The 23,183-nt window shown below is 27.1% G+C and carries 19 protein-coding genes; 4 read left to right on the forward strand and 15 right to left on the reverse strand.

Annotation, left to right across the window (positions count from 1 at the left end):
• Window positions 1-68 precede the first annotated feature (68 nt).
• Window positions 69-305 carry a hypothetical protein gene (locus A966_RS07055; protein ID WP_008724033.1) on the forward strand — a complete coding sequence of 79 codons (237 nt, stop codon included), beginning with the start codon at window positions 69-71 and terminating at the stop codon, window positions 303-305.
• Entirely contained in the window at window positions 298-1,014 is a 717-nt protein-coding gene (locus A966_RS07060) for a polyphenol oxidase family protein (protein ID WP_008724035.1), read from the forward strand. Before A966_RS07055 ends, A966_RS07060 begins: the two co-directional genes overlap by 8 nt.
• Window positions 1,015-1,424: 410 nt before the next feature.
• On the opposite strand, the gene A966_RS07065 is transcribed toward A966_RS07060, so the two are convergent.
• From A966_RS07065 to A966_RS07075, 3 genes are all read right to left on the reverse strand, one after another.
• Entirely contained in the window at window positions 1,425-2,129 is a 705-nt protein-coding gene (locus tag A966_RS07065) for a B3/B4 domain-containing protein (RefSeq protein ID WP_008724036.1), read from the reverse strand.
• A gap of 151 nt (window positions 2,130-2,280) precedes the next feature.
• Window positions 2,281-2,484 (reverse strand): 50S ribosomal protein L31, encoded by a 204-nt coding sequence (gene rpmE / locus A966_RS07070; protein WP_008724038.1) that lies wholly within the window; start codon window positions 2,482-2,484, stop codon window positions 2,281-2,283.
• 298 nt (window positions 2,485-2,782) lie between these two features.
• On the reverse strand, window positions 2,783-4,189 hold the full coding sequence (locus A966_RS07075) for a hypothetical protein (protein ID WP_008724040.1): 1,407 nt from the start codon (window positions 4,187-4,189) through the stop codon (window positions 2,783-2,785).
• Between the two features lie 448 nt (window positions 4,190-4,637).
• Between A966_RS07075 and A966_RS07080 the strand changes: the two genes are divergently transcribed.
• Complete coding sequence (locus A966_RS07080; protein ID WP_008724042.1) at window positions 4,638-5,474, forward strand: hypothetical protein; 837 nt, start codon at window positions 4,638-4,640, stop codon at window positions 5,472-5,474.
• Window positions 5,475-6,136: 662 nt separating this feature from the next.
• On the opposite strand, the gene A966_RS07085 is transcribed toward A966_RS07080, so the two are convergent.
• From A966_RS07085 to A966_RS07140, 11 genes are all read right to left on the reverse strand, one after another.
• A complete protein-coding gene (locus A966_RS07085; protein WP_008724043.1) occupies window positions 6,137-7,990 on the reverse strand; it encodes a motility associated factor glycosyltransferase family protein in 1,854 nt (617 codons plus the stop codon).
• 96 nt (window positions 7,991-8,086) lie between these two features.
• Window positions 8,087-8,971, reverse strand: coding sequence for a polyprenyl synthetase family protein (locus tag A966_RS07090; protein WP_008724045.1), 885 nt, complete (start codon window positions 8,969-8,971; stop codon window positions 8,087-8,089).
• Window positions 8,972-9,790: 819 nt separating this feature from the next.
• Window positions 9,791-10,234: a MarR family winged helix-turn-helix transcriptional regulator gene (locus A966_RS07100; protein WP_008724049.1), complete on the reverse strand. Its 444-nt coding sequence runs from the start codon at window positions 10,232-10,234 to the stop codon at window positions 9,791-9,793.
• 71 nt (window positions 10,235-10,305) lie between these two features.
• Window positions 10,306-11,907: a peptide ABC transporter substrate-binding protein gene (locus A966_RS07105; protein WP_008724051.1), complete on the reverse strand. Its 1,602-nt coding sequence runs from the start codon at window positions 11,905-11,907 to the stop codon at window positions 10,306-10,308.
• An 86-nt stretch (window positions 11,908-11,993) separates the two neighbouring features.
• On the reverse strand, window positions 11,994-13,631 hold the full coding sequence (locus A966_RS07110) for a hypothetical protein (RefSeq protein ID WP_008724052.1): 1,638 nt from the start codon (window positions 13,629-13,631) through the stop codon (window positions 11,994-11,996).
• Window positions 13,632-13,660: 29 nt separating this feature from the next.
• Window positions 13,661-14,725 carry a hypothetical protein gene (locus A966_RS07115; protein WP_008724054.1) on the reverse strand — a complete coding sequence of 355 codons (1,065 nt, stop codon included), beginning with the start codon at window positions 14,723-14,725 and terminating at the stop codon, window positions 13,661-13,663.
• A gap of 17 nt (window positions 14,726-14,742) precedes the next feature.
• Entirely contained in the window at window positions 14,743-16,329 is a 1,587-nt protein-coding gene (locus A966_RS07120) for a hypothetical protein (protein WP_008724056.1), read from the reverse strand.
• Between the two features lie 22 nt (window positions 16,330-16,351).
• The gene (locus tag A966_RS07125) at window positions 16,352-17,314 is read right to left on the reverse strand and encodes an ABC transporter ATP-binding protein (RefSeq protein ID WP_008724058.1); all 963 of its coding nucleotides are present in this window, start codon (window positions 17,312-17,314) and stop codon (window positions 16,352-16,354) included.
• Between the two features lie 51 nt (window positions 17,315-17,365).
• Window positions 17,366-18,343: an ABC transporter ATP-binding protein gene (locus tag A966_RS07130; RefSeq protein WP_008724060.1), complete on the reverse strand. Its 978-nt coding sequence runs from the start codon at window positions 18,341-18,343 to the stop codon at window positions 17,366-17,368.
• A 25-nt stretch (window positions 18,344-18,368) separates the two neighbouring features.
• Window positions 18,369-19,361 carry an ABC transporter permease gene (locus A966_RS07135; RefSeq protein WP_008724062.1) on the reverse strand — a complete coding sequence of 331 codons (993 nt, stop codon included), beginning with the start codon at window positions 19,359-19,361 and terminating at the stop codon, window positions 18,369-18,371.
• Between the two features lie 23 nt (window positions 19,362-19,384).
• Entirely contained in the window at window positions 19,385-20,305 is a 921-nt protein-coding gene (locus A966_RS07140) for an ABC transporter permease (RefSeq protein ID WP_008724064.1), read from the reverse strand.
• A 555-nt stretch (window positions 20,306-20,860) separates the two neighbouring features.
• Here A966_RS07140 and A966_RS07145 point away from each other — a divergent pair.
• Complete coding sequence (locus A966_RS07145; RefSeq protein WP_008724067.1) at window positions 20,861-21,826, forward strand: leucine-rich repeat domain-containing protein; 966 nt, start codon at window positions 20,861-20,863, stop codon at window positions 21,824-21,826.
• 96 nt (window positions 21,827-21,922) lie between these two features.
• On the opposite strand, the gene purD is transcribed toward A966_RS07145, so the two are convergent.
• On the reverse strand, window positions 21,923-23,176 hold the full coding sequence (gene purD, locus A966_RS07150) for a phosphoribosylamine--glycine ligase (protein ID WP_008724069.1): 1,254 nt from the start codon (window positions 23,174-23,176) through the stop codon (window positions 21,923-21,925).
• Window positions 23,177-23,183 lie beyond the last annotated feature (7 nt).

The following is a 23,183-nucleotide window of genomic DNA, read 5'->3' on the forward strand; positions in this document are numbered from 1 at the left end:
ATACTTGACAATTCATTTATAATGTACATAATAGATATTATATATTAAATAAATAAAGGGTTGCAGAAGTGGAATATACTGATAAAGAGATTATTTTAGAATTGCAGGAGGATAATAAACTTCTTTCTTCTAAAATAGATGTCTACAAAGAAGAGATAAATGAATTGAAGCAGAAGTTAGAGTATGCAAAGAAATTTTTTACTTTATACGAAAATATAATGGAACAGTCCAGAAGCGAAACTAAAGAATTAAATAATAAAGTAAAAGAATTAGAAGCTGAAATTAAAAGATTAAAAAATGCTTAATGTTATTTATCCCAAAAAAAATGATAATAATAAAATATATATAGCTGTACTTCCTAAAGGTGACGATATTGAAGCTAAGGATATAACTGTAGAATATAGAAGAAAAAGGGAAGATGACTTTTTTCAATATATTAATCTTGACATAAATAAATCTATTTTTATGCATCAGATTCATCAAGTAAATATAGCAAAGATAGATGAAAACAATATTAATATGTATGGCGGAAGAGAAAAAGTTGTGGAAGATACTGATGCTTTGATAACAAATCTTAAAAATGTACCTTTAGTTATACAAACTGCAGATTGTGCTCCTGTGATTATATACTGCAATGCAACCAAATCAATGGCAGCAATTCATTCTAGCTGGAAAGGAACAAGAGATAAAATAGTGCCTAAAACTATTGAGTTAATGATAAAAGAGTATAATGCTGAGCCTTCAAAAATGTATGTTTATATTGCTCCTTATATAGCTTTAAAAAATTATGAGGTTGGGGAAGAAGTTGCTGTACATTTTAAAAATAAGACTATAATTAATAATAGATGGCATTTTGATAATGGGCTTGAGATAAAAGATCAGATGATTAATTTAGGGGTATTAAAAGATAATATAGAAATTTCTGATCTAAATACTTATGATAAGGAATTTTACTCTTACAGAAGAGATGGTACTCAGATAGGAAGAATGCTTACTCTTGGAGTTATAATTTGACATTACGCACGTTTAAACGATTAAACAAAAAAGCAAAACTATTTTTTCTATGAATTCTATTATTTATTATAATGCTAATCGTGCGGTAAGTCAGTCATTCAATTTAATAAAAACTTGGGCGGGTGTGCTTTTTCTTTTTTAATTAACTAATATAAGTATAGTTATAAAATAATAGTTATACTGTAAATCTAATGGGTGGGGTGTGTAGAAAGATTTCAAATTTTATAACTTTTAATATTTAATACTTTCTAGATAATAAGATAATTCTAAAATAATAATTTTTAAATATAAAAATAGAGTCGTTTTTGATACATTTTCATGCAAACAATTTTATTGACAGTAATAAAAAATAATAATTTAATAAAAACTTTTTTGAAGTAAAAACAATAAATTTAAATGAATGTAGTAAATTAACATTCTATATAATTATTTTTAGCGTCTATTAATCCTACTTTTATATCACAGTTAAAAAACTTTACCAATAATTCAGCAAGTTCATCTCTAGCTTTAATAGCCTTATCATCATTTATACCAATAAAAGCATCTATAGGAAATATTATATTTGAAGAGTTTTCAGTAATTTTTCCATATTCGCTTTGTCTCCATATCCATCTTCTAGTTCTAACATCATTAGAAACCGCATACACCAATTCATTATTATCAACTTTTTCTGTTTCACTTTCTCCAAAAGGAAGGAATGTATCATCACTTAGAGAATATCTAATATAAAAATCTTCATTATTCATAGAATCTAAATCATGTGCCCCCATAGGAAGTTTATATTTAATAGAAACAGCATTAACTAAGTCTACTACCGCATTTATTTCCGGCATTCCTTTCTTTTTTGATATCCTTGTAAGCAATGCTTCTATAGAGCACATAAATTTATTAGGATTAATATTTAGTTTTTGAAAAGCATTTCTATAACATTGTATATATTCACTTTCTTTTACCTTTATATTTTCAAATTCTTTTTCAGCATTTGAAATACTTTCTTTAAGCATTATTGATATATCATTTATTTTATTTTTATTATCAATTCCCTTAGCAATTATTACAGCAACGCACATATCATTTAGAGTTTCAAATACTTTATTTTCTATGATGAATTTCATGATTAATCCTAATATTTAGTAATTATTTATTATTTAGATTGAGATTATTTTTTATTTTGTGAGAAAGGTAATATTTTATCAATAAAAAATAATTAGAATAAGTTTTGAAATATCTTAAACTAATTATTTTTTATATAATTTAATTTAGGCATTATTTTTTTAAGCCATAACGTTTTTTAAATTTATCAACTCTTCCTGCAGTATCAAGAATTTTTTGTTTTCCTGTAAAGAAAGGGTGGCAGTTATGACAAATATCTACGTGTAAACTTTTTTGTACGGAATGAATTTTGAAATTGGCACCGCAGGCACAGTTTACATCTGTTTCAAAATATTGTGGATGTATACCTTTTTTCATTTTTGCTTCTCCCATTAAAAGTAAAATATTAGTAAGTATATATTATATTATAAACTCTTACTTTTTGCAATACTATATAATATAATTTTTAAATATTTATAAATATGACAATTTCGGCATTATTTATTTTACTTTATATATATTCTTTGCTTTAGTAATAATTAAGATAATAAATCTAGATAAAAATGTTTCTAGTTTAAACTAAAGTAATTTAAATAATTATTTTTATAAAAAAAGTGAGAAAAATAAATAATATAATTTTCTCACTTTTTATCATTCTTATAATAATTAATATTTTTTAATTATTTACAACTGTATCATAATAATTAACTATATACCAATAATCTCCCATTCTTCTTAAAATGAAAGTTCTTTTAACTACAGGATCATAAATATCTCCTGTATCAGCATTAAAGTATCTATGATAAAGAGTAGTTTCTACTTCAGCCTTTTGCAAGCCGTATTCCTGAGTAATGGTTGTTTTATCTATTGTGTAATTTAAAAGCGTATAGGTTACTGCAGGATCATATTCTTTTCTAATCATATCAAGTACAGCGGTGTAATGTTCTTTTAACTTAGCATCTTTAGTAGCAATTATATCTCTTTGAAGTTCTGCTATAAAGGCATTTCTTACCTGTCTGTCATAAGCTGAAGTTAAATATTTTTTGAATTCTTCAAAAAGCATTTTTCTATCTTCTGGCAATGAAGTTCTATAAAGAATATCAAATCTTATAGCAAGTTCTCTTATATTGCTTGATTTATATGCCATTTCTAAATTATTTAAGAAATTATTTCCAAAATTAGTTCTTAGCATATCAGCACTTATATTGTCTGAGAATTGAGTTCTTAGGTAATTCTCAAAACTTAATTCTCTTGCTTTCTGACGAATTCCTGTATCTGTAAAATCCTCTAAATATGCATTGCTGTAATTATTTCTGTATGTTTCATAATATCTTTGGCTTATACTTATTATAGAAGGCATATGCATATAGTTGTAATAATTAGTCCAATCTCTATTTTTCATAGCAAACAAAGTATTAGAGATAATGCTTGACGGAGCATAATTATATAAAACGCCCTGACTTTGCTGTATATTATTGTTGTTATTAGTAATATAAACAGGAGCATTATTTGTTTGTGTTTGATATACTCTGGCAGCTTCTAATAAGAAGTAAGCAGTATCTGCATGCATAGAAAAATTATCACTTATTTCAGGCATAGGATTGAAACTGCATTCTATTCTGTATCTTCCTATTTTATCGAAATGGAACCAATTATTTAAATCTATATAATATGAAAAACTTTCTCCTTCATTAAGAGTTACTATTCTGTCTTGAGAATTATCTAATGTTCTTTCATTTTTGTATTTCCAAAGTGTGTAATTATCTGATGATACTACAGGGTTGTTATAATTATCATAAACAGTAAAGCTATAATTATTAAATGGATTAACTGAATTGGTAAAACTGATAGTTCCCTTTTTAGCATATATTTTTATTTCCATAGTTATAGGTTCATTTAATCTATATCTGTTTAAATCAAAATTCATGCTTATTGTGTAGCTTGAAGGAGAAACTACATTATCATTAGGATAAACTCTCTCTATTTGATCTAATATAATTGTGTCTAAAAAATTGTCATTTTGAGCAAATATATTAGAACAGCTAATAATTATAAATAAAAGTAAGAATATTCTATATTTCATATCTAATTACCTTAAAAAATACTACTATAATAGTTTATCGGAAAAAAGTAAAAATAACATAAGAAAAATTATATATCTTTAATATAATTATCTTTCAAATAAAAAACAATATTTTTATTAGTTTTTTTATTGTAAAAAAATATAAATATTCTTTAATAAATATTGACAATTTAATATATAATTATGTAATTTGGATGGGAGAATAATTACTATCATACAGCATACAGCATAACTATTCATTAAAACTATCATCACTATACAATCTATATAAATTAATAATACATTGCGTTTCTTTTTGTGTTGCACAAATAAAAAAATTGACAAGTCGAGAAATCTAATTAATACCTTTTTAATTTTTACTCAAAATACATTTTATATCTTTGATAACTTATTAAAGATAAAAAATCTTTAATTGTTATAAATAAAAAATATTAATAAGGGGTTTTTTATGAAACACTTGAAAAAAATTATTTTCACAGCTGTATTAGTAGCAGCATTAAGCACATCAGCATTCGCTGAAAGCGGTTTTGAGTTCATACTCAATGTGCCGTTAGGAATGTCAATATCAATAGATAATTATTATTCCAGTCATGTTTCATCTTCTGGAGCAGTGAATCAATCAGCAAATGTACTTTATAAAACTCCGGCAGGATTAGGATTTGATACAGGAGTATCTGCTCAAGTAGGATATATGTGGCAGGTTGTAAATAATTTCGGTATAAGTCTTTTAGGAGAAATAGGATACAGTTTTGATTCTAGTTTCGGAGAATATAGTTTTGACCAAGCAAATGTAACTGACGGACTTAAAGTTCCTGGCGCTAAGGATGAAGACATTGCTAGTACTCTTGTTGGAAGATATCCTGATGGTTTTAAAATATCTACATACACACATAATTTAAAAATTGGTATATTACCTAAATTCAATATTAATGCATTTTCTATAGGTATAGGCGGCGGTATTATAGTTCCTATGGCTGTAAGCATGTATGGCGAACTTAATGGGGAAAGCGGAAAAATGGGCGGAGATAATGCTAAATATAAAATAGTAAATCCTGTAGGTCTTTATGGTAAAATAACTTTTGATTATTCAATATTCTTTACAGATAAAATAGCTATGAATATAGGTTTATATACAGGTGTTGATATGGTTTCAGGAACTGAAATAACTATCATGGAAGAAAATAGCGGCGGACAAAGTATTAGAAGATATGACAGTTCAATACTATTTACTTATGATATAGGATTACAAGTAGGATTCAGATTCGGACCTAAAGCTTTTAATTAATTTTTTACATAAGCTGTTAAATTAAAACAATCAATATTATAAAAATCCTGTCTTATATTTTAAGTTGTAAGGCAGTTTTTTTATATCTTAAACTTATTTTACCACGCGTTGAATCTCCTCTATAAACAAAGCTAGTTAATAATTAAACATTGACTATAAATTTAAATTCTTTCCTCCGCGTGCTTTTAAAAGCTCTAAAATTAAAAAAACGCTTGGGTGGGTGTGCTTTTTCTTAACAAGGATAATAAGGATTAACAAAATGCCTATTCAAAGTGAAATTCTAAACATAGAGGGCGGGAAACTAAAATTAATTTCTAAACTTAATAAACGCTTTGGCTGGTATGATTTTTTTAATAAACATTAAATATAATCTAAGTTATAATTACAAATAATATAATAACAAAATAAATAGAGCGAAATATAAATAATTTTCTTTTGAATTTTTTTCTAATTCCCGCCCATTATATTTGTTAATTTATTTCTAAAATAAAAATTTAAATTTGTTTTTTTTGTTACTGTAGAAATTATAGCACCCACCCTAGATTTTTTTAAATTTATGATGCATATACCGCACGGTGAGCAAAATAAAAAATATTGTTTTATTTTGAATTTTAATTTTTATTATATTTAAAATTTAGCTAACCGTGCGTATGATAAAATTTTTATTCCAACTCTTTGTTTATCTTTATCAATGCACGCTCTATTATGTAATGGTTAAAATCAATGCTGTCTTTCATAGCTTCGTATAGCTTGAATGAGCTTATTATAGATTTATGCATAGTTTTGTCTTTAAATTCAAAACCTTCTGTTATAGTTTTAATAGTTTTCTGCATAGTAATTCCTAGAAATTCGTTAACTTTACTAATATTAAGTATTTTTATATCAGCTTCATCTAGTTTTGAAATAAGTTTGTCAACTTTTCTGTGTCTTGAAAGCTCATCATTTATTGTATGGCATAAATTAATAGCCTCTTCAGTGTATGGTTTTAATGATATAATGTCTTTATCTATTTTTACTAAACCATTTTTTAAGCTCTCAAGTATTTTATTTTTGTCTTCTGTATTCCTATCGTTTTTATCTATTTGTATATTTATATTTTCTAATTTATCAATAAGCTCTTGAAGAGTGATATTCTCCATTGCCTTTATTATAACGCCTCCCTCTGTGGCATTATAAAATTTTATATTGCTGTTATTTGCACATTGAGCCTCATACCAATTTCTATACATATCAAATCTTGAATCAGTAAATACACTCTCACCATAAACATTCTTCTCTTCTCTTAAATTACCAGCAACAAGAACTTTATATATTCTGCTGTCATAAGAATCTAGCTTTCCTATCTCAGTAAAGAAATTTTCTTCATGGTAGCTTCCTTTTATATGAGTCTGATGATTAGGAAAAGATAAATCAAGCCCAACCATTATTATAGGATTAGCACCAATTCTAACAGCAAAATCATAAGCTGCAGTAGAAACGCTTCCTCCCATAGTAATGTCGCCTCTTTTTCCTAATGGCTTCATAAAGTATTTTGCTAATGGAAATATTGAATCTATAAAGTATATTGAACCATTAAATGATTCTATAGCCTCATGGTCGACTGATGACTCTGCTATTAATACTGTATCTTCAAAATGAATATTTCTGAAATATTTAGAGTTTTTCTTCTGCGGATCAATAGTTATAACAAAATGCGGAGATATGCCATGTGATGATAAAGGCTTCATTGCCGTATCAACTGCTATTATAATCGCTTTATTTTTCATCTCTTTTAATTTTCTTATATTTTTTTCAAGAGAAGGTCCGGCTGATACTATGACAGCAGGTATATTTTTGTACTTATCAAAAAATCTATTAACCCCATAATGAGTAGCAATTTCAACTGCATTAGAAGCAATATTATAAGCCCATAGTTTATCAAATCTTGAAATTGTATTTATATTTATTATTTTTTTATCAACTACAGAAAGAACCTTACTTTGATAATGCATAGCATCTTCAGCAAATAATGAAGCATAAGACCTTGTAACAAAAAACTTCACTTTTTTTGTAGTAGTTATTGATATAAACTTTTCTATATCTTCATCATCATTTCCGCCTATAAAAAAAGTTATTTTACTGTCTTCGAGTATTTTGTCTAATTTGAAATTATTTATTAAAGTATTAAAAAAATTTATATCAGGCTCAATTACAGCAATAGAAACATTAAGTTTTTTTACAGCATTAATTAAATATCCAGCACCAATACCAAATATAAATACCAAATCCAAATCTTCATCATTTTCAATTTCTTTTATTAAAGTATTAGCTTCTTTTATGGGGTCATAAGCACTATGAAGAAGTATCTGCTTTCCATTTTTCATAACTTTAGCGGAAGGTTTTTGAGATTTTGTTTCTATTACCTCTAAAGTGATATCAGATTGTTTTGCATTATTAAGAATATTAATAAAGTCATAAGGGTATGCTCTGATATTTTTATTTATTGCTTCTAAATTAATTTTTCTAATTTCATTCATAATATATTATAATTTTGTAATTAAATTTATATTTTATTATTTTGTTATCGGAGAATTAAAAAAAGAATTTAATAAAATGGTTTTATTTAAATATTTTTAAGATTTTCTCTCTATTATATAGTTTGCTAATTCTATTAAAATATTTTTAGCTTCACTATCTTTATAAGGCTTTAAATATTCAATGGCTTTTTCTGTTACTTTTTTCGCTTCTTTTTTAGCTCCTTCAAGTCCGAACTGCTTAACATAAGTAAGTTTGCCTTCTTTTTCATCTTTACCTACAGTTTTACCTAAAGTTTCATTGTCGGAAATAACATCAAGTATATCGTCCTGTATCTGAAAAGCTAACCCCACAGCTTCAGCGTATTTTGTTATATTTTCTATATCATTGTCATTTTCAGATGATATTGCACCAAGCCTTACAGCTCCTCTAATCATAGCACCTGTCTTTTTTGCATGAAGAACTTTAAGCATATCAAAATTAATTTCTTTCTCTTCATAATATAAATCTATAAACTGCCCCATAACCATTCCATTAACTCCAGCAGCATAGCTTAATTCAAATAAAAGTTTTCTTAAAGTGCTGTCTTTAACATCTGTTTTAGAAAGTAATTGAAAAGCATAAGTAAGAAGCCCATCTCCTACAAGTATAGCATTAGCCTCTCCGTATTTAACATGCGTTGTAGGTTTTCCTCTTCTTAAATCATCATTGTCCATAGCAGGCAAATCATCATGAACCAAAGAATATGTATGTATAAGCTCTAATGATACTGCAGGTATTATTGATTTTTTATAATCGCCTTCAAAAAGCTCGCATGCCAAACAAGTAAGTATAGGCCTTAATCTTTTACCGCCCGCATCCAATGGATATTTAAGCATTTCTATAAAACTATTTTCTAATTCAATATTGCTTTTCTCAAATACATTATCAATAGTTTTATTAATTTCTTCTAATCTTGCATTCATATATTCTTTGAGATTCATAATTCAATCCTGTTTTTATGATTTTTATTTGTTATTAGGCATTATGTAAATAGTATATAATAAGAAGTAAAAATGTAAAGAATAAAAAATAATATATTTTTATATAACTTATAGTAGATTTGTTTCAAAACTACTTGATAAAATTATATATAAAAATTTAGCAATTTGTCAATCATAAAAATAATGTTTTATAATCTGTAATTTTAGTATATAAATACGCAGTCTTTCACCTGCCAAAGGCACGCAGAGCGGGCACGACTGTGAATCTACAACTATAACTAAAAAATACTGAATAAAAAACTATAAGTATTAAGAAATTGAGTTTTGAAACAAGTATTAATATATGATAAATGTTCAAGTCTAACTCCACCCAATTTATACTTCTAAAAATTATAAACATTCTGATATTCTAAATTAAAATCATCTACAATGATATTATATTTCTTATAAAACTCATTTCTATATTTTCATTGTTTGAAAAATCATAAGATATAATTTTATTAGCTAAATAATAACTAGATAGAAAACTTCTTAAATGAACTGCTCTAGATGATAAACTTCATAAAAAACTTTTACTGTATTATTAAAATTAATTTCTTTTATTAGACTAGATATATTTTTTATAAGCTAATCATATTTAATAATTTTATTTGAAAAATCAAACATTAAACATTTTTTTGCATATAAAAAACCTCCTTCATTTATATGCATTTTATTATCATCTATACAGCCATTTTTCAAAAAATAATTAAATAATATTTTCTTATCTTTTTTATAAATTTCAATACCAATCATAGTCATTTTTTAATTAGCATAAAATTAATTAAAAGGGCTATCCTTATCATGTATATTGCTAAGAAGTTTATTTATTATAAATACTAAAGTTTCTTTTTCCTCATCAGTCATATTAGAAAACATAATTTCATTATTTTTTCTAATATCCTCAAATACAATTTCTTTTAATTTTTTACTTTTTTGAGTAAGATATATTTCTTTATACCTCTTATCCTCTAAGCTTATCTTTCTTTTTATAAACCCTTTTTTCTCAAGACGATATAAAGTACCAGCTATTGTAGGATTACTCAAACCTAAAAAATTTTCTATATCTCTTTGATTGATGATTTTTTCTTCGTTATGATAAAGAAACATCAATATATCCATTTGGGAAGATGTAAGTTTATGTTTATCCAAAAATCTATTAAACCTATTGTCTAAAGTAGTATGCAATTCTTTAATCAATTTCCCTATAAAAATGTCTTCCATAATAACTTTTCCTCAGCAATCAAATTTACGCATATACTACATGATATACATTTTTTTTCACAAATCAATATTTATTTTTCTAAATAAGAGTATGAAAACTTATATTGAGCAAAAGGTATATAAAACACATCTTTCAAATTCGGACTTTTTAATACAGCCGGTTCAAAATATGCTATAGGTATTATAACAGCTTCATCTTCTATAAGTATTTTTTCAGCTTTATGAAGTTCACGCATTCTAATGTTCTGATCAATAGTTTTAGAAGCAATACTAATTGCCTCATCAAACTGAGCATTTGTAAATAAAGAGTGATTTTTATAAGAATAGCTAACAAACATACCTAAAAAAGTTGTAGGATCATTATAGCTTCCTGTCCAGCTTGCACTAGCCATAGTATAATTTCTCTCTGTTCTAAAAGCATGAATAAAAGGGGCAAATTCCATTTGAGTAAGTTTAACATCTATTCCAAGATTAACTTTCCACATATTCTGAACTGCTTCAAACATAGGTATATCATTACTAAAAGTAACAATAAACTCTAATACAGGAAATCCTTCTCCATTAGGATAGCCTGCTTCAGCCATTAATCTCTGAGCTTCTTCTACATTCTTTTTATAATCTTCTTTATTAGTGCTTATATATTCACCAGCATTATCTCTGAAATATCCTTCAACATCTGTAACTCCCCAAGGCACTAAAGCTCCTGCAGGCTTACCTGATTTTAATACATTATCTACTATATAGTTTCTGTCTATTGCAAGAGATAAAGCCTTTCTTACTCTTTTGTCTTTTAAAGTTTCATTAGTTGTATTTAAAGCATAATACTGAGTACCTATTCTTGTGGCAGTATCAATATAGCCTTCTTCTCTCAAAGTATCTATATCCTGATAAGGAAACTGATCTGAAAAATGTAAAGAACCCTCTTTTACTCCTGCAACTGCTGAATTAGGATTATCCATAAGAACAAATTTAATTTTTTCAGCAACTATAGTATCAGCTGCCCAATAATTAGTATTTTTTACAACAGTAATGCTTTCATCTGGTTTTCTTTCATATAAAACAAAAGCTCCGTTTCCTATGCAAGTTTTAGGGTTTCTAGTCCAATTATCAGGATCTTTTTCAACCATATCCTTTCTTACAGGTGAAAAAACAGGTAAGTTAACAAGCTCTAAAAAATAGGCTGTAGGATACTCTAATTTCACCTCTAAAGTATAATCATCTATAGCTTTTATTCCAAACTCATCAACCGGCATATATCCGCCATTAACATTAGAAAAGTTAAGTATAGGCTCAAACAAATAACTAGGTTCGCTTGCAGTATCAGGATCAACTACTCTTTTCCATGAATATTCAAAATCATATGCAGTTAAAGGTTTTCCGTCAGACCATTTTCCATTAGTTCTTAAATGAAATATATATGTAAGTCCGTCTTCGGATATTTCCCAACTTTCCGCAGCTCCGGGCTGAATAGCAATATCTTTATATTTTGTAGTTAAACACTCAAATAAATGAGTTACATAGGTAGAGCCTTGCAATGTTATATTCAAAGCAGGGTCTATGGTTTTTGGTTCTGCACCTAAATTCACATGTACAGTATTATCATCAGTAGTTTTTTTACTTGAACAAGAAGCAAAAACTATTAAAGAAATTAAAATTAAATAAAACTTTTTCATCGTACCTACCCTTAGTATGGTTTTAATGTGTGAAATTATATTTTATTATGAAGTTTTGTCAACAAAAATATTTTTATATAACAAAATTAATTTAATTTCTTTCTATACAAATTAAACAGCTCATTTGTATAAATTAATATAGAATTACTGTCAAATAAAAATTGCTCACTATTATCATCAAAATCCGGCTTATTTGGGGTACTATACCAATAATATAATGATAAATTATGATGCGGTATTATTTTTATATTACTATCATCTTTAGCATACAATGATGAATTTGTATTTTCTGTTATTAAATATTCTATTTTATAATCTTGATTAGTATAAGTATTTTCTTTTTTAGTTAAAAATAAATTCATAGCATAATTAAAAATATTTCTTGAATACAAAGTAAAAGGCTCTCCATCAGCATCTCTAGCCATGTTTTTTACAATATCATAAGTAAGCCTTTGTTTTTTACCTATCAAAGAAAAATAATAATTTTGTTTATAATAATGCCAAGGAACTGCAAGAACATGAATGAACATAAATATTATTAACAGATTAAATAATTTAGTCTTTTCATAATATAAATAATTTGTAAATAATAAAATAGTAAAGAAAGATAATGCAAACATTGAAAAATGATAAACATATCCTCCTCCTTTACCTTTTAAAACCATAGGGCAAAGTATAGCTACAGGTATATACAAAAAATAAAATAATAATACTTCTTTTAATAAAGCATCATTTTTAAATCTTTTACCTCTAAATAAATCCTTCTTACATAAAAACATAATAGAATATACAAAAGAAGCAATAACTATAATATGAGAAATTATTATTGTAATTATTACTATAGGACTAAATATACCCCAATATGTTAGTGCAGTTTTTACATCAAATTTATTTAATATAAAAGTAGGAAATATTATTTGTGCATATATTTGTGGGAAGCGTTTATAAAATGCTACAGTATATCCTTTTGATAAATTAATCATCTTTAAAGAGTTATTAAATCCATTTTGAATCTCAACTATTAAATATGGTAAATACAATAAAAATGATATGAACACCCCTAAAGCTAAATATTTAAAATATTTTTTAGAATAATCTATTTTAATGATTAAATAAACTAAAAGTGTAGGAACTATACCATAATATACAGCAAAATGAAATTGTCCCATAATAGCTAAAACAGGAAATAAAAGTGTAGCAAAAACTTTTGAATATTTTTCATCTCTCAAGTACTCTGCAAAAAACATACAAAACAAAAATGAAAACATTACTACAGGATTAGGATTAGTAAAAGAAGTGGTAACTTCAAATATAATACAGTTAACTGCCATAAAAGAAGTCATTATAGCAGCAGAAACAAAACCAAATCTAAAATAAATCCAAATTAAAAATATAAATAAAACTAATAAATATAAACTAACATCAATAATTCTAGCTGTATAATAATTTTCTCCGCCCAAATTAAACAATAGTAAAAATTTAGAATAAAACCCAGCTCCAGGAACTCTTGCTATATCATCAACTAAAAGCCCGCTTGTAACTAATCTTGCTCCTGTATGAGGAATTTCTTTATTATCATAAGCTGTTCTCATCTCATAAAAATGCTGTTCATTATCATTAGATAAAAAATAATCTTTTTGAAAATAAAAGCTGGATATTAAACTTATTATAATGGATAATACAATTAACAATTTTAATAAAACATAATTTAAATTTTTTTTCATAATTCATTCCTAATTTTAATTATAAAAAATTATATAAAATTCTCCGGACTTAATAATTCATCATTACTATGCTGAAATTTATAAACTAATATATATTCATTTGTATAAATTAGTTTAGAATTAGAAGCTAAATAATTTATATATTTTGGATAAGCCGGATCATCTGAATTATTTAATTTTATAAAATCAATAAGTATATATAAATTTGTACCATTATTATTACAATTCCAAGCATATTCTGAAAATAAATTTTTTGATATATCACAATAAGTCTCCTTTCTCTCTCCATATATTGAGATTAAGTTTACATCCATACCGCCATTAGAATCATCATAAATAGTTTTAATAATATTTTTCATATTAAGAAATCCGCTTTGTAATTCATACATTAAATACGGAACATACTGTAAAAAAGATAAAAATACACCTATTACCCAAAATGTTAAGTATTGTTTGGTACGTTTAAATCGAATGAGCAAATAAATTATTATAGTAGGTACAACAGAAAAAAAAGTAAAAAAATGAAGCTGAGATATTAATGCTATTATAGGAAATATAATAACAACTGAAAATCTAACAATATTTTCATTTTTACTATCTATATATTCATACAAAAAAATAAATAATAAAAAACTAAAAATTAAAGCTAAATTTGGATTCCATAAATCTGTTAATGAAATAATAAAATATGGATTCATTAATATCAAGGAACCTATAATAGATGTAATAAATAAACCATATTTTTTATAAAACCAAAACAAAAAAATAAAAAATATTGATAAACTAAATAACAAATTAATTATTTTAGCACCAATTAAATTTTCAGAAGCTAATTTATAAAATATATAATAAGCTCCGCCAGGAACTCGTCCTGTTACAAATTCATCATCTATAGTACGGCTGTTTGTAAATCTAGTACTTGTAACAGGAATTTTTCCGCTTTCATACCATCTTTTTATATCATAAAAATGCTGTTCCTGGTCAGTTCTTATGGCTCTATTAAATACAATATATGAATCTAAATAAATATTAACAGTAATAGATATTATTAATAAAACAATACATAATATCATTTTATTTAATTTATTAATCATATATTCTCCATAAAAAATTATTGACTTTTATTATTTTCAATGTATCTGTAAACTTTCAACTTATCATCGCCGGCAATTATTTCTGCATCACTAGGCAAATTATTTAATATATCATCATAAGGTCTTGATTTACCTGTTGTTTTTAACCTTATATTTTCAACCTCATAATAAATAAAATATACTAGTTTTGAATTATCATCTCTATTCCAATCTAAATTTGGAAAATAAGCTAGCTTCATATTATCAAAGTAATTTTCATCATAAGGTATTATTTTAAAAGCTCTGCCTTCAGCATCTTTAGATATAGCAGTTAATATATTTCTAAACTTCTTCTCTGTATATGGAGCCTCAAATAAATTATAATATCTTGTAAGATGTAAAAATCCCATATTTATACTATTTAATGTGAGAAGTATTATAGAAATCATAAGCAGTTTATTCTTATTTTTTAATAATTCATTAAATAATATTATTATAGTTATAAAAGAAAAAGCAAATACCCCATATAGGTATCTGAATGTGCCGGGTACTGATTTAAATATAAAAAATGTAAAACAAGTAGCTGGTATAAATAGTAAATAAAATATAAACCCTTCTCTTTCAATAATATATGTTGAAATTTTTGATTCATTTTTTCTTGATTTAATAAGAAATATGATAGAGTATATAAATGCTGCTAAAGAAATAACGGCAGTAATAGCTAAAAATATCATACCTATAATAAAAGTATTTTCATTAAACCAAAAATAATTTACAGGTGTTGAATTAGTACCATATAAGACAGAAATCTCATTTGTAGGAAAAATAAGTATCGAATAAACTTGAGGAAGACCTTTAAACACAGAAGAACTCTGCATATTCAGCATTAAATTCATATTAAAAAAGCCATTTTTTATCTCTGAAACCAAATAAGGCAAATAAGTTAAAAAAGCAATAAATACACCAAGCAAATGAGCTTTAATATATTTTAAGGTTCTCTTATATCTTATTATAAGATAAATAATAGTAGTTGGAACAATAGAGAAAAATACAGCAATATGCCCCTGAGCCATTAATGCTTCTATAGGAAAAATTAGCATTGCAAATGTAGAAGCTAATTTATCATCATTATTTGATACATATTCAGAAAACATTATAAAAAGTATAAAAGAAAGCATCAATGGTATATTAGGATTCCAAAAATCATTTGAGGAAAACATAACATATCCATTAGTAAGAATTAATGCTGACAAAACGGCACATAAATACAGAGAAAACTTTTTATATACCCAAAACAAAAATATAATGAGTATTAAAGCACAAAGTATTATATAAATAATTCTAGCACCGGTAATAGATGCTCCTCCCAAAGTATAGCATAATAAATAAAGTATATAATAAAATCCGCCCGGTATTCTTGCATAAGTAGTATTATCTCTTACATCCAAAGGATTTGTGAGTCTATTTCCTACAACAGGTATAGTTTTTGTTTCATAATACTGTTTCATATCATATAGATGGTATATAGGATCTATATAAATAGCTGTTTTATTAAAAGCATAAAAATGTATAAATATTGAAGAAACAACTACTGCAAATATAGAAATGATAAACAATTTTTTCATTTTAATTTTTTCCGGCAAAATGCTAAACTAAATGACAAGCACAATAATGACCGCTTTCTACTTCTCTAAACTCAGGTACTTTTTCTGCACAAACAGCCTCAGCCTTAGGACATCTAGTTCTAAACTTACAGCCTGAAGGAGGATTGATTGGAGAAGGTATTTCACCTGAAAGTATTATACGCTGTTTAGTTTTAGCTATAGAAGGCTCTGATATAGGTATTGCAGAAATCAAAGACTGAGTATAAGGGTGAAGTGATTTTGTGTATAATGATTCACTGTCTGTAAGCTCTACAATATTACCCAAATACATAACCCCTATTCTTTTTGATATCTGACGAACTACAGCTAAATCATGAGCTATAAAAAGATAAGTAAGCCCCATATCCTGCTGCATATCATAAAGCATATTTATAATCTGTGCCTGTATTGATACATCTAAAGCTGATACAGGTTCATCGCAAACTATAAACTCTGGATTAACTGCCAAAGCTCTCGCTATACCAATACGCTGTCTCTGTCCGCCTGAAAACTCATGAGGATATCTCTGTGCCTGCTCGGCATTAAGCCCTACAAGTTTGAGAAGATTAATAACTTTTTCTCTTCTTTCATTTTTTGTAGAATATAGTTTATGTACATCGAGAGCTTCGCCTATTATATCTTCAACAGTCATACGAGGATTAAGAGAGGCATAAGGATCTTGGAAAATTATCTGCATCTTTTTAGCATAATTGCGGTAGTTTTCATTATTAACTTCTTCTCCGTCAAAAAATATTTTTCCGCTTGTAGGTTTATATAGATGAAGTAAAGTTCTTCCCAAAGTAGTTTTTCCGCTACCAGACTCTCCAACAAGTCCAAAAGTTTCTCCCTTATTTATGGTAAAAGATACTCCATCAACAGCTTTTACTGTTTGTATACTTCTTCCAAAGAATCCGCCTTTGATTTTAAAATGTTGTTTCAAATCTTGTATTTCTATTAAAGGTTTCATAAAAACTCTCTTTTATTTACTATATTTGCTATTTTATTATTAAATAAAAAATTATTTAGGCATTTGATGAAGCCAGCAGGCCGAAAAATGTCCTTTCTCAAACTCTGTTATAGGAGGCTTATTATCAATACATACTTTCATACATTCTTCGCATCTTGTACTAAATGGACAGCCTGCCTTCATATTTAAAAGGTCAATAGGAGTTCCCTCTATAGGAATAAGTCTGTCCTGCTTTATGTCAATACGCGGAAGTGATTTCAAAAGTCCCAATGTGTAAGGGTGTTTAGGACGCTCGAATATATCAAAAACAGTGCCGCGTTCTACTATGCCGCCTCCGTACATTACTATAATATCATCTGCCATATCAGCTACAATTCCAAAGTCATGCGTAATTAGTATAACAGCCATATGTATTTTTTTCTGTATATCTTTTATAAGCTCTAGTATCTGTGCCTGTATGGTAACATCAAGTGCAGTTGTAGGCTCATCAGCTATGAGTATTTTAGGACTTCCTGCAAGTGCCATCGCTATCATTATACGCTGACGCATACCGCCTGAAAGCTCATGAGGATATTGTTTTATTCTTCTTCTAGGTTCATTAATACCAACTAATGTAAGAAGTTCAACTATTTTCTCTATTGCATCGGTTTTGCTTATTTTCTGATGCGTAGTTAAAGCCTCCATTAATTGGTTTCCTATAGTGTATACAGGATTAAGACAAGTCATAGGGTCTTGGAAAATCATAGAGATTGAGTCACCTCTGATTTTCTTTTTTTCATGCTCTGAAAGTTTAAGCAAATCTCTGCCTTCAAAAAGTATCTCCCCATTCATAATTTTACCTGGCTCTTCTATAAGCCCCATAATAGAATATGCTGATACACTCTTACCGCTTCCAGATTCTCCTACTATTCCTAAAACTTTTGATTTATCCAAATTGTAAGAAATATTATTAACAGCCTTAACCTCTCCAAGAGGAGTAAAGAAAGATACTTGTAAATTTTTAACTTCTAACAAATGATTATTATCCATATATATACCGCCTTTATAAACTTCCTTATCTGTTCTTCATTCTAGGATCTAATGCATCTCTTAATCCGTCGCCAACCAAATTAAAGCAAAGTATTATAATACTTATCAAAGCAGCAGGAAAAAGAAGCTGATAAGGATAAGAATAAACACCGCTTACAGCATTAGAAGTAAGTGATCCTAAAGAAACCATAGGGGCACTAACTCCCAAACCTAAGAAACTTAAAAAAGCTTCAACAAATATAGCATTAGGTATCTGAACCATAGCAGATACTATTATAGCTCCCATAGCATTAGGTATTAAATGCTTGAAAATTATTCTGCTGTGAGGAGTTCCTAAAGCTCTGGCGGCAGTTACAAACTCCTGACCCTTTAATGCTAAAATCTGCCCCCTTGTCATTCTTGCCATATTAGTCCAATAAAGCAGAGATATAACTATAAATATACTAAAAAGTCCTGGACCTAAAAGTCCTATTCCTCTTAATGATTCATTTTGTAAAAATAATTTATCCATAGGGGCTTTAAGTACAACTGATAATAATACAACTACTAAAAGTGTAGGAACTGCACTTATTATATCTACTATACGCATCATAATACTGTCAGTAATACCACCGAAATATCCTGATATAGAACCATAAACTATTCCTATTATTACAACCAAAGTAGCAGATACTATACCTATTAAAAGAGAGATTCTTGCCCCTATCATACATCTTACAAGCAAATCTCTTCCCAAAGTATCAGTACCGAATGGATGTTCAAAAGTAGGAAGGCTATTTTCCACACCTCTATTTATCTGAGCATATCCGTATTCTGAAACCATAGGTATAATAATAGAAAGAACAGCTATAATAGCAATAACTATAATAGATACCAAAGCAATTCTATTTTTTTTAAATCTTCTGTATGCATCCTGCCAATATGTTACACTCTCTCTTTTTACCTCAGCTGAAGCCTTCTCTTCATCTGTAGCTTTAACAAATAATGATTTATCTAAATTATCTAAACTATTTTCCATTTAATATCCGCCTTTTATAAAAATTATTCCTGTATTTTTATTCTAGGGTCTATAATACCATAAGATAAGTCAACCAAGAAATTCATAGCTATTAAAAAAGCTCCGTAAAATATTGTAACACCTAGTATTGTAGGATAATCTCTTTGTGTTATGCTTTCAACAAAGTATCTTCCAAGACCTGGTATATTAAATATTTTCTCTACTACGAATGAACCAGTTAATATTCCTGCTGCAAGAGGTCCTATATAAGTAACTATTGGTATAATGGCATTTCTTAAGGCATGTTTAAATATTATTATGCTTCTTGATATACCTTTAGCCCTTGCTGTTTTTATATAATCCTGATGAATAACATCAAGCATAGAGCTTCTCATAAGTCTAGCCATAAAGCTTAAAGAACTAAAAGATAAAGCAAATCCGGGCATTATATACTGAGCAAAAGAATCAAAACCATAAGCTGGAAGAAGTCTTAATTTTACAGAAAATACTATAATAGAAACTGTAGCTACAACAAAGCTAGGTACTGCTATACCTAGAGTGGCTGCAACCATTACAGCCCTGTCTACAAATTTACCATGCCTCAATGCAGCAACTATTCCAAATAATACCCCTATAGTAGTAGAAATAAACATACTAAATATTCCAAGCCTAAATGACACTGGAAAAGCTCTTATAATAGTTCCTGAAACTGACTGTCCTATTTTAGTAAGAGAAGTACCTAAATCACCTTTTAAAGCATTATTTAGATAATTACCATATTGTACTATTAATGGTTTATCAAGTCCGTATTTTCTATTCAAGTTTTCAAGAGCAACCTTACTAAGAGGCTTTTCTCCTACGAAAGGTCCGCCCGGTACTGTGTGCATCAAAAAGAATGTTATTGTTACTATAACAAAAAGTGTTAGAAGTGAAATTAATAATCTTTTTATAACATAAGAAAACATAAAAAATACCTTCTTGATTAGGATAATGCAAATAACTAAAATTAGTATTGACATCATATTATCTATTAAAATGAAACTTTTGTCAAACTTTAAAATAAAGCAAATTTTGTTTAATTGATGCGTATATAACATATTTTTAGTTTAAAAAACATGTATTACTTACTAAGTTAAATTAATTCAAATAAACTATGCTAAAAATTAAATCAAAAATTAATGCGTATATAAATTTAAGAAGTTTTTTATTATTCTATACATACTAAATTTAAAAATACATTCAACGCACGGTGAACAAAATTTTTTATATAATTTAAATTATTATTATTAATTCATCTGTAATTATAATATCACTCTGCGTGCGGTTTAGATATTGTAAATCTTAATAAAATTTTGGGCGGGTGCTTTAATTTCAGTTATAAACCAAAAAGAAATATGACATAAAATTATCAGAAAAATTTAAAAAGCCTAGATGGCGGGATTCAGTATAAGTAAAATGCATTTCTAATAAGAATTATATTTTTATTGGAAATAATTCTAAATAATTGTTATAATATTAGTATGAAAAAAATAATTTTATTAATTATAATACTATTAATGTCGCTGTTTTTATCATGCAGAAACAGTATCACTCCAGCATCATATATAAATTCTACTGATAATGAATATTTAGAATACTTGGAATACGGGCTAGAAATAGATGAGGCTAATACACAGAATATGGAAGAGGCATTGATACGATATGCTAATAACAATAATGGAAAATATAAATTAATATTTAAAGGAACATCAACTAAAAAATATGATATTTGGAGTTCAATTACTCAAATGCTTAATTATATTTCTTTGGAAAACATAGAAATTGAAGTATCTTTAAAATATGTAAATTTTCCAGATAATAAAATACAAGATTATTTATTTGGAGCAAATGCTATTAATAAATCAGTAAAAAAAATAATACTTCCAGACACAATAACAGAGATAGGTGAATATTCTTTTTATTGTCCTGGATTAACAAATATAAATCTTCCTGATACATTAACGAAGATAGGCAGAAGAGCATTTGTAGCATGTTATGATTTAAAAACTTTGAAATTACCTAATTCATTAAATACTATAGATGAGTTAGCATTTTCATTATGCGGACTTGAAAGTATAGAAATTCCTGATTCTGTAACTTCTATAGCAAAATCGGCATTCGGAGACTGCGATAATTTAACATATATAAAATTACCTAATAATTTACATACCATATCTGATAGTACATTTGAAAGCTGTAATTTATTAAATACAATAACTATACCGGCATCTGTAAAAGTAATAGAAAAAAATGCTTTTTATTATGACAGAAATTTGGAAAGTGTAAGATTCTTAAATAATGATCCTTCATCAATGATTATTGCTAATAATGCATTTGTAGGATGCAGTTTAAAAATAGTATATATACCGTCAAGCAGTACAGCTTCAGATGAAACTTGGAGAACTGCTTTAAATTTAGATTCATCTGTAAATATTATAAGAAAATAATATAAGATTTTGGGTTTATATTAAGTATTATACTTCTTAATACAGACCCAAAATTATGAAATTTATTATATTAGTCAATTTAATTTTTGAATATAATTATTTTATTAATCCTATATCTTTTCTGTAGTATTTATCTTTAAAATCTATTTTTTCAATATCTTCGTAAGTTAACTTTCTAGCCTCTTCTAAAGTATCTGCTATATTAACAACATTAAGAACGCGTCCGCCGTCAGTAACAATATTATTATTTTCATCTATTTTCGCCCCAGCAATAAAACATTTGCCTTTTATATTTTCAATGCCTTCTATTTTATATCCTTTATTATAGCTTGCTGGATATCCGCCTGATGCCATTACAACACAGCATGCATGTTTATTTTTCCATTTGATATTTAAATTTGATAAATCTCTTTTCATAGCGGCTTCTATAATAGATAAATAGTCAGTATCCAAAAGCTGAAGTACTGCCTGAGTTTCAGGGTCGCCCATTCTTACATTATATTCCAGCAAGTATACACCTTTTTTTGTTATCATAATACCAAAGAATATTATGCCTGCAAAAGACATTTTTTCGGACTTTATACCTTTAAGTGTAGGCCCTAATATATCTTTTATAAATAATTCTTCTGCTTCTTTTGTATAGTAAGGATTAGGAGCAATAACTCCCATTCCTCCTGTATTATTTCCAGTATCATTATCACCTATCTTTTTATGATCTTTTGCGGATATAAAAGGTATTATAACATTGCTGTCGGTTACTGAAAGTATAGATGCTTCAACACCTTCTAAAAACTCTTCTATTACAATTTCATCTCCAGCTTCTTTAAATATTTTTTTAACCATTATATCTTCTAAAGCGTTTTGAGCCTCTTTTTTATCTTGGCATATTAAAACGCCTTTTCCCAAAGCAAGTCCGCTCGCCTTTATAACTATAGGATAACTGCATTTATTTAAATACTCACTTGCTTTATTATAATCAGTAAATGTTTCATATTCTGCAGTTTTAACTCCATACTTTTTCATGAAATTTTTAGCATAAACTTTTGAGCCTTCAAGTATAGCAGCATCTTTATTAGGTCCAAATATTTTTAATCCGTTTTCTTCAAACTTATCAGCTATTCCGTATACAAGCATCTCTTCGCTTCCTACAATAGTTAAATCAATATTTTCTCTTTTGGCAAAATTTAATATTTCATCTATAGAAGAAATTTTTACATTTTCGCATTTGTTTTCTTTTTCAGTTCCAGCATTACCTAAAGCACAATATATTTTTGATACTCTTTCATTTTTACTCAAATTATTGCAAATGGCATGCTCTCTGGCACCTGAGCCTATAACTAATATTTTCATATTTTTT

This window comes from Brachyspira hampsonii 30446 (assembly GCF_000316195.1).
Taxonomy (GTDB): Bacteria; Spirochaetota; Brachyspiria; order Brachyspirales; family Brachyspiraceae; genus Brachyspira; species Brachyspira hampsonii_C.